Genomic DNA, 7,270 nt, shown 5'->3' on the forward strand with positions numbered 1-7,270 from the left:
AATGCATCTAAAGTATTATTTGAAGGCTACAATGCGCTTGCTAAAAAGCAAATAGAAGTACTTAACAAAGCTATTTCTAGCGCTAAAGATGCTACTTCTGAATTAGCTAAGGGAAATCCTCAGCAATCAGCTGGTAAATCTATCGAATTGATCCAAGAATCAATCGTTGAAGCTCAAAATATTGCTTCTGATTTCTCTAAAATTGCAGAAAAAACTGCAAAAGAATCTTTCGAAATTCTTAACAAAAGACTTTTAGAAGGTTTAACAGAAATCAAAAAAGTTATCGAAGACGAAGGTAAAAAAGCTTCTGTTAAAAACTAATACTAGTTTTTAACGAAAATTTAGAGGGTTTGGTTCCTAATATCCCCTTATTTAAGCCAAACCCCTCTAAAATTCAGCAAAATCAAGCTAGTATTTTAAAAATCTCTTTAGTATAATTTTTTCATATTTAATAGATTGGGAGTCATAAAATGTCGAAAGTTGCTCTGGTTACAGGTGGCACAAGAGGAATCGGTGCTGCAATTGCAAAAAAATTAAAAGACGAAGGATATAAAGTTGTTTCAACATACGTTGGCAAAGAAGATGCCGCGCAAGCTTATTCCAAGCAGAGTGGAATTGAAGTTATAAAATCAGATGTTTCCTATTTTGAAAGTTGTAAAGCAGCTGTTGCAGATGTTGAAAAAAAATATGGCGATATAGAAATCGTCATTAACAACGCTGGAATTACTAAAGATCGTTTTTTACACAAAATGAACCCAGAAGAATGGAATTCAGTTATTAATACAAATTTAAATTCTCTTTTTAACATTTGTCGAAATGTTATTGAAAAAATGAGAGCGAAAGGATTTGGAAGAATTGTATCAATAAGTTCGGTTAACGGTCTAAAAGGACAAGTGGGCCAGACTAATTATTCAGCAGCTAAAGCAGGTATCGTTGGATTTTCTAAAGCACTCGCGTTGGAAAATGCAAACAAAGGAATAACGGTAAATGTAATTGCCCCAGGATATGTTGGAACAGATATGGTTAAAAAGATTGATCCAACAATTTTAAAGGGAATCGTAGGCCAAATTCCTGTTGGTAGACTTGCAGAGCCTGAAGAAATTGCCGCCTTGGCAAGTTATTTAGTAAGTGATAAAGCAGGCTTCATTACCGGCGCTACCTTTTCAATAAATGGTGGCCAGTACATGCAGTAAAAAAAATTTATAACCAAAAGGAGAAATAAAAATAAGATGAGTGATAATGATGTAGTAATAACAGGTGCAGTTCGAACAGCGGTTGGATCTTTTGGCGGTTCGCTTTCTTCTTTAACAGCTCCACAGTTAGGAACAGAAGTAATTAAAAAAGTTTTAGAAAAATCAGAGCTTAAGCCTGATCAAGTAGACACTGTTTATATGGGGCAAATATTATCAGCAGGTGTTGGACAAAACCCTGCACGACAAGCTGCAGTTCGCGCTGGTATTCCTGTTGAAAAAACTGCAACTACAATTAATCAACTTTGCGGCTCTGGACTTGCAGCAGTTGCTTTTGGTTACAATTCAATCAAATGCGGAGATGCAAATATCGTTATTGCTGGCGGACAAGAGAGCATGAGCAATTCTCCACATTTTATCAATATGAGAAATGGTGTGAAATTAGGAGATGCTAAATTGCAAGACACTATGATTGTTGATGGATTAATGGATGTTTACAATCAATATCATATGGGTGTTACAGCAGAAAACGTTGCCCAAAAATTTCAAATTACAAGAAAAGATCAGGATGCATTTGCATCTGCTTCTCAAAGAAAAGCAATTGAAGCAATTAAAGGTAAGAAATTTAAAGATGAAATCGTTCCATTAACTATTAAAGTTAAAAAACAAGATGTTGTTTTTGACAAAGATGAATATCCAAAAGATGGAACTACAATTGAAAAACTTGAAGCACTAAAACCTGCATTTAAAAAAGATGGAACAGTTACAGCAGGAAACGCATCAGGATTAAATGATGGTGCTGCAGCAGTGAGTTTAATGTCTGGCAAAACTGCAAAAGCAAATAGCATTGAACCGCTTGCAAGAATAGTTTCATGGGCAGTATGCGGAGTTGATCCATCAATCATGGGAACAGGACCTATCCCAGCATCTCGTCTTGCTCTTAAAAAAGCAGGTTGGGGAGAAGATGAATTAGATCTAATCGAAGCTAACGAAGCCTTTGCAGCCCAAGCTATAGCTGTGAATAAAGAAATGGGTTGGACCGTTGATAAAGTAAATGTAAACGGAGGTGCTATTGCAATCGGACATCCGATCGGAGCATCTGGAGCTAGAATTTTAGTAACCTTGCTTCATGAAATGATCAAAATTCGAGCTAAAAGAGGACTTGCAACCCTTTGCATTGGTGGTGGAATGGGAATTGCAATGTGTATCGAGCGAAATTTTATTGATCATAAATAATCCTTAATGGATTTTAAAAACCTTAAGGTAAGAAAAGAACAATCGATCGGGTTTGTTCAAATCGATAGAGTTGCGGATAAAAATTCTTTAAATATTGAGACCTCTAAAGAAATTCTCCAAGCTCTTAAAAACTTTGATCAAGATAATTCTATCAAATGTATCGCAATCGAGGGTAATCAAAAACTATTTTCGCCAGGAGCAGACATTAAAGAGTTACAATCGTTAAATCAAAATACTGCTATTGAAAAAAAATTATTCGCTGCATTTGATGAAATTTACAACATAAAAAAACCAGTGATTGCTTTAGTAGAAGGTTTTGCTTTGGGGGGTGGAATGGAACTTGCGCTTATTTGTGATTTTATTATTGCATCTGAGAATGCAAAATTTGCCCAACCAGAAATTAATTTAGGTTTAATTCCAGGTATTGGGGGCACACAAAGATTAAAGCATTACGCAGGTAAGTATAATGCAAATTATTTATGTATGACTGGAGAAATGATCACTGCCCAACAAGCGCACAATATAGGAATTGTAAGTGTTGTTTTGCAAGCTAATGAATTTAAAGAAGGTTCACATAAAATATTAAAATTAATTTCAGAAAAACCTCTTTCAAGTTTAATGGAGATTAAAAGACTTATTAATAATAACAATTCTATTAATGAGGAAAGACAGACATTCTATAAGTTATTAGATAGTGAAAATAAAAAAATTGGTATTAAAAGTTTTTTTGAAAAAACAAAACCAGAATGGAAATAAGCAGTTGTTTAAAAACTTTGTAAAAAAATTCCAAAAAGTTAATAAAGGAAAAATTTTTTATCGCATAGGTGGTTTTGGTACGCCACTTTTATTATTGCATGGTTATCCGCAAAATCATTTTATGTGGAATAAAATTGCAGATGAACTTACAAAATATTTTACAGTTATTCTTCCAGATCTTAGAGGATATGGTCAAAGCTTTGTTCTTAAAGGAGATCGTCAACATCTTAATTATTCAAAAAGAGAAATGGCAAAGGATATGGTTCAATTAATGAATAATATCGGCTACAAAAAATTTTTACTCGGTGGACATGATCGTGGGGGTCGTGTTGCTCATAGGCTAGCACGAGACCATCGAGATAAAGTGATCGCATTAAGCGTGATGGATATTTGTCCAACGCTAGATATGTACAATGCAACAGATCAAGATTTTGCAACTAACTATTTTCATTGGTTCTTTTTAATTCAACCTAAATTTATTCCAGAAAATTTTATAGCTAAAGATCCTGGGACTTGGCTTAACTATTGTCTTAAAAAATGGTCTGGTGGATTTAATTTTAAAGGAATGGAAAAAAATTATTTAAAATATTTTAAAGATTATAAAAGAATACATTCAAGCTGCGAAGATTATCGGGCAGGGGCAAGCATCGATTTAGTCCATGATAAGAAGGATTTAAATAAAAAACTAAATATCCCCGTTCAGGTGCTATGGGGTAAAAATGGCAGAGTAGGTAGAAAATTTAAACCATTAAAAGTTTGGCAAAAATACACGACTAAGAAAGTTGAAGGAAAGGGATTTGACTGTAAGCATTTTATTGCTGAAGAAGCTCCAAAACAAACGTTACAGGAGCTTTTGAGTTTTTTTACTAAATACTCAAACTTTTAATTACTAACGTAAGCCGAAGCTCCTCTATTATTTAAGTTTATATCTAGATTTTTGTTAATAGGCGGGAATGCTCTTTGTTGACAATCCATTCTTGGGCAAGTTCGACAATTGACGCCAATTGCAATGGGTGCATTTTCATCTTTTAAATTTAGAGTGTCTGCATAAATAAAATCTTTTGCGTATTGCGCTTTACAGCCTAAGCCAATACTTAGAATACTTCGATAAATTCCATGTCTTCCAATTCCTTTTTCAATAGTACGTGCAATACAAACATATTTTTCACCATCCGGCATTTTAGATAAAGCCGAATGAATTTTTCCTGGCAACATGAAAGCAGAATGAATATTCCATCTTGGACAAGCGCCACCGTAACGAGGTATTTGAATTCCAGATAATGATAATCGTTTTGAAATATTTCCTGCAATATCGGTTCTTAACATATGAAAAGGTATTCCCTTCATTTTAGGATCTTGTAAACAAGTCACTCGATGCGCAACTTGTTCAAACGATACCGAAAACGTATGTTGTAATAATTCTAGATCATAACGATGTTTTCTGCATTCTTCATAAAATAATTTGTAAGGCATTAAAATTGCAGCGGCTGTATAATTAACCAGTGAAATCGTTGTAAGTTTTTTAGCTGTATCAGATGGAAAGTTATAATCTTTAAGATAACTTTCAATTAAGTCTAATGCTTCTGCTTGAACAATTTGAGCCGCACAGTAAATTTTTTTTGTGTCGAGAGTTAGATAGTCAGATAAATATAAAGTTCTTTTTTCTGGAACATATCTTTTTAAGAAAAATTCATCATTTTTTGGAACCACATCTACTACATCAATTTTGTGATGTTTTTTTAAATATTCAACTAACAAAACATGACGTGTTCTATGATTTCTATTAACTTGGTTAAAAATTTTATTTGCATATTCTTCTAATTTTGAAAAATAATTTTGATATTCTTGCAAGAAATCTGAAACTGCTTCTCCAGGAAATGTTGCTTTAGGATTTGCAACATTCTCACCAGAAATAACTTCAAGTTTATCATAAATTTCAGAATTCTTTTTTCTATAAACATCACCTAGACGAATAAGCGCTTTTGAAATTAATGGATTTGTTTCAATTAGATCTTTCACTTCTAGATTGGTAATATCTAAGTCTTCAAATAAGTTATCACTTAATAATTCTTGCAGATCATGAACTAAGTTTAAATTATCATCTTTTGATAATTTTTTTAGATCTAGGTTTAAGATTTCTGAAGCCTTTATTAGTAAATCAGCACTTACTTTTCTCTTGCCTGACTCAATTAAGTTTAAATAACTTGGCGAGATTTCGAGCTTTTTTGAAAGGTCTCCCTGGCTAATATTTAGCTTTCTTCTTGCTGTTTTTATCTTAAAACCTAGTTGTTTACTCATAAAAATTTACAAAATTTTCAAATTGTAAATATATTATTAAAGTTTTTATTACAAATTTACAAGCATTATCAACGAAAATATTTGAAAATTCATTAAATGTAAATATTGTAAATTTATTAACAAAAAGGAGAAATAAACAATGACACACCGAGAAAAGCATAAAATTGAAAGCAATTGCGTTTCATTTAATGACGACTGTTACAATGAAACAAACAGCTACGCGGACAGCGTTAAAGCTATGAATACTTTAGAGAAGCAAATTTTTACTAATGCGGTTTCATCGGTTTATAAAACAGGTCAATCTTTTATTAACTATTTAGAAGCAAAGCTATCCATGAAACAAAATAAGAATGGTGGATCTACGAATGCTTAATACAACTGATACTTTAGTTAAAAAAAGATTAGAAAGTGTAATTGCAAATTATTCTGAAGAAGATGTCGAAAAGTTAAGAGGAACGTTTAACGTTGAGTATACAGTTTCAAAAAATTTATCTAAAAAACTTTGGAAATTATTAAATACTGAAAAGTACATTAATACTTTAGGTGGCTTATCTGGCAATCATGCTGTTCAGCATGCAAAGGCAGGTTTAAAAGCTATTTATTTATCAGGCTGGCAAGTGGCAGCAGATGCCAATTCAGCTGGCGAAATGTATCCTGATCAAAGTTTATATCCTTATGATAGTGCTCCAAAGTTAGTTGAAAGCATGATCAATGCTTTAATGCGAGCAGATCAAATTCAATACATGGAAGTGTTAGAGGGAAAAATGGATCCTAAAAATAGTATTGATTATCAAATGCCAATTATTGCAGATGGAGAAGCTGGATTTGGTGGTCCATTAAATGTTTATGAACTTACTAAAAGATTTATAAAAGCAGGTGCAGCGGGTGTTCATTTTGAAGATCAATTAGCTGCTGAAAAAAAATGTGGGCATATGGGAGGAAAAGTTTTAATCCCAACACAGAATGCAATTAGAAATCTTAAAGCTGCACGCCTTGCATCTAGAGTGATGAATGTACCTTTAGTAATTCTTGCACGAACAGATGCTAATGCTGCAAAATTAATTACAAGCGATTGTGATGAGAATGACAAACCTTTTTTAACAGGAGAAAGATCTAGTGAAGGATTTTATTATGTTAGAGATGGAATAGAACAAGCTATTTCTAGAGGTCTTGCTTATGCTCCTTATTGCGATCTAATTTGGTGCGAGACTGCAAAACCAGATTTAAATGAAGCAAAAATTTTTGCAGATGCAATCCATAAAAAATATCCAGGAAAATTACTGGCATACAATTGCTCACCTTCATTTAACTGGAAAAAATATTTATCAGAAAATGAGATGCAAACGTTCCAGCAAAAATTAGGAGAGATGGGTTATAAATTTCAATTTATTACCCTTGCAGGTTTCCACGTGCAAAATTATTCCGTATTTAAGTTTGCACAAAGCTATAAAAAAGATGGAATGGCAGCTTACTCTAAAATTCAGCAACAAGAATTTGAAGCTGAAAAAGATGGTTACACTGCTGTTAAACATCAAAGAGAAGTTGGAACAACTTACTTTGATACCATTGCGCAAATTATTAGTTCTGGAAAAACTTCAACCACTGCAATGAGTGGTTCAACGGAATCTGAACAATTTTAGTTAATTAACCCAGGGCCCGATTTAATCGTCGGGCTCTTACCTTTTACAAGTGTTAATCCCAAGCAAAGAATAAAGAGTACAATTTCTAAGCACGCCACTTACAATTAGACCAATCGCAAGCCAGCCCCAAGGACTGATCATTCCTAATGC

Annotated in this window: 9 protein-coding genes; 7 read left to right on the forward strand and 2 right to left on the reverse strand. The window is 33.1% G+C overall.

Features of this window, described 5'->3' with window-relative positions:
* The 5 genes from phaP to AC8IGH_RS04730 all read left to right on the forward strand — a co-directional run.
* On the forward strand, positions 1–321 hold a 321-nt coding region (gene phaP / locus AC8IGH_RS04710; RefSeq protein ID WP_507419562.1), incomplete at its 5' end, for a TIGR01841 family phasin.
* A gap of 149 nt (positions 322–470) precedes the next feature.
* On the forward strand, positions 471–1,193 hold the full coding sequence (gene phbB, locus AC8IGH_RS04715; protein ID WP_507419563.1) for an acetoacetyl-CoA reductase: 723 nt from the start codon (positions 471–473) through the stop codon (positions 1,191–1,193).
* Positions 1,194–1,229: 36 nt separating this feature from the next.
* A complete protein-coding gene (locus AC8IGH_RS04720) occupies positions 1,230–2,426 on the forward strand; it encodes an acetyl-CoA C-acetyltransferase (protein ID WP_507419564.1) in 1,197 nt (398 codons plus the stop codon).
* A gap of 6 nt (positions 2,427–2,432) precedes the next feature.
* Positions 2,433–3,182: an enoyl-CoA hydratase/isomerase family protein gene (locus tag AC8IGH_RS04725; RefSeq protein ID WP_507419565.1), complete on the forward strand. Its 750-nt coding sequence runs from the start codon at positions 2,433–2,435 to the stop codon at positions 3,180–3,182.
* Entirely contained in the window at positions 3,154–4,068 is a 915-nt protein-coding gene (locus AC8IGH_RS04730) for an alpha/beta hydrolase (RefSeq protein WP_507419566.1), read from the forward strand. Before AC8IGH_RS04725 ends, AC8IGH_RS04730 begins: the two co-directional genes overlap by 29 nt.
* Here the strand turns inward: AC8IGH_RS04730 and AC8IGH_RS04735 are convergent.
* Complete coding sequence (locus AC8IGH_RS04735; RefSeq protein ID WP_507419567.1) at positions 4,065–5,480, reverse strand: helix-turn-helix domain-containing protein; 1,416 nt, start codon at positions 5,478–5,480, stop codon at positions 4,065–4,067. The two genes, AC8IGH_RS04730 and AC8IGH_RS04735, sit on opposite strands and share 4 nt — an antisense overlap.
* 139 nt (positions 5,481–5,619) lie before the next feature.
* On the opposite strand from AC8IGH_RS04735, the gene AC8IGH_RS04740 reads away from it, so the two are divergent.
* Together AC8IGH_RS04740 and aceA are read left to right on the forward strand one after the other, a co-directional pair.
* Positions 5,620–5,853, forward strand: coding sequence for a hypothetical protein (locus tag AC8IGH_RS04740; RefSeq protein ID WP_507419568.1), 234 nt, complete (start codon positions 5,620–5,622; stop codon positions 5,851–5,853).
* The gene (gene aceA / locus AC8IGH_RS04745; protein WP_507419569.1) at positions 5,846–7,120 is read left to right on the forward strand and encodes an isocitrate lyase; all 1,275 of its coding nucleotides are present in this window, start codon (positions 5,846–5,848) and stop codon (positions 7,118–7,120) included. Before AC8IGH_RS04740 ends, aceA begins: the two co-directional genes overlap by 8 nt.
* Positions 7,121–7,156: 36 nt before the next feature.
* On the opposite strand, the gene AC8IGH_RS04750 is transcribed toward aceA, so the two are convergent.
* Positions 7,157–7,261, reverse strand: coding sequence for a YgaP family membrane protein (locus AC8IGH_RS04750; RefSeq protein WP_507419570.1), 105 nt, complete (start codon positions 7,259–7,261; stop codon positions 7,157–7,159).
* Between the last annotated feature and the right edge of the window lie 9 nt (positions 7,262–7,270).

The sequence above is a fragment of the Candidatus Allofontibacter sp. genome (assembly GCF_038145245.1).
Lineage (GTDB): Bacteria > Pseudomonadota > Alphaproteobacteria > Pelagibacterales > Pelagibacteraceae > Fontibacterium.